This window comes from Vibrio sp. 1249-1 (genome assembly GCF_033340495.1).
In genome coordinates this window covers 1-817 of the sequence record NZ_JAWOWJ010000360.1, presented here as the reverse complement: position 1 = coordinate 817, position 817 = coordinate 1, and the positions used below count along the sequence as shown (strand labels likewise).

1 protein-coding gene is annotated in these 817 nt (G+C 52.8%); it reads right to left on the bottom strand.

The features are described 5' to 3' along the window. A partial coding sequence (locus R7Z50_RS26375; protein WP_318149597.1) for a toprim domain-containing protein occupies positions 1–817 on the bottom strand: 817 nt, incomplete at both ends.

Sequence of the window (817 nt, the reverse complement as noted above, 5' to 3'; positions counted from 1 at the left end):
AGCGAGCATTCGGGAAACCGAGGCTTCCCTGACTCATCAGGACATCGTTCCAGTCAATCCCTTTCGCTCTGGGCGGGATCGGGAGCTTAGGCAGCAGGACGTACACACGAATGCCGCGCTTCTCCAGCTTGGCTTTCAGCACGTTCGCTGACTTCTCACCAGTCACAGACTTATCTTTGTCAGCCCAGATCAGTACGGTGTGAACACCTTCTGGAACCTCGAAGGACTCCATCAGGGTCGCATTGACCGTTGACCAAACCGGGATTTGAGTGACTCGATAAGCTGACAGGGCTGTTTCCAGCCCTTCTGCAACACCCAGGATACCCTCAGTCGGTTCACCGAGGCGGATGGCCGCGCAATTGACATCCAAACCGTCAGGAATGGGCATCATCTTCTTGGCGTTGCCGACCTTGGCTTTTTTACCGTTTTGGGTGAGATAGGTGCGGTGGAGCGTTACCAGGTTGCCTTCCACATCTCGGATAGCGCAGACGATAGCCGGGAATTTCCCAACTTCATTGCCATCTTCGTCGTAGTAGGCCATAGCCGGATTGAACCGCAGACAGTCTGTTTTTCCTACTTCATCAACTTTGAACAGCAGCTCGCGGTTTTTGAAGTACAGACGCATTGGCTCAGTCACATGACTGGAGAACGGCAAACACTCGTTCCATACCTTCTCGATTTTCTCACGGAGACGAGCACTGTAAGCGCGTTCGCGCTCCATTCTCTTCTCCATTTCTTCTTGGAGCTCAAGCAGCCAAGGCTTAGGTTGTTCACGAAACATCGGAACAACTTTCGGCTTGTTTTCGCTGCTTTGCTC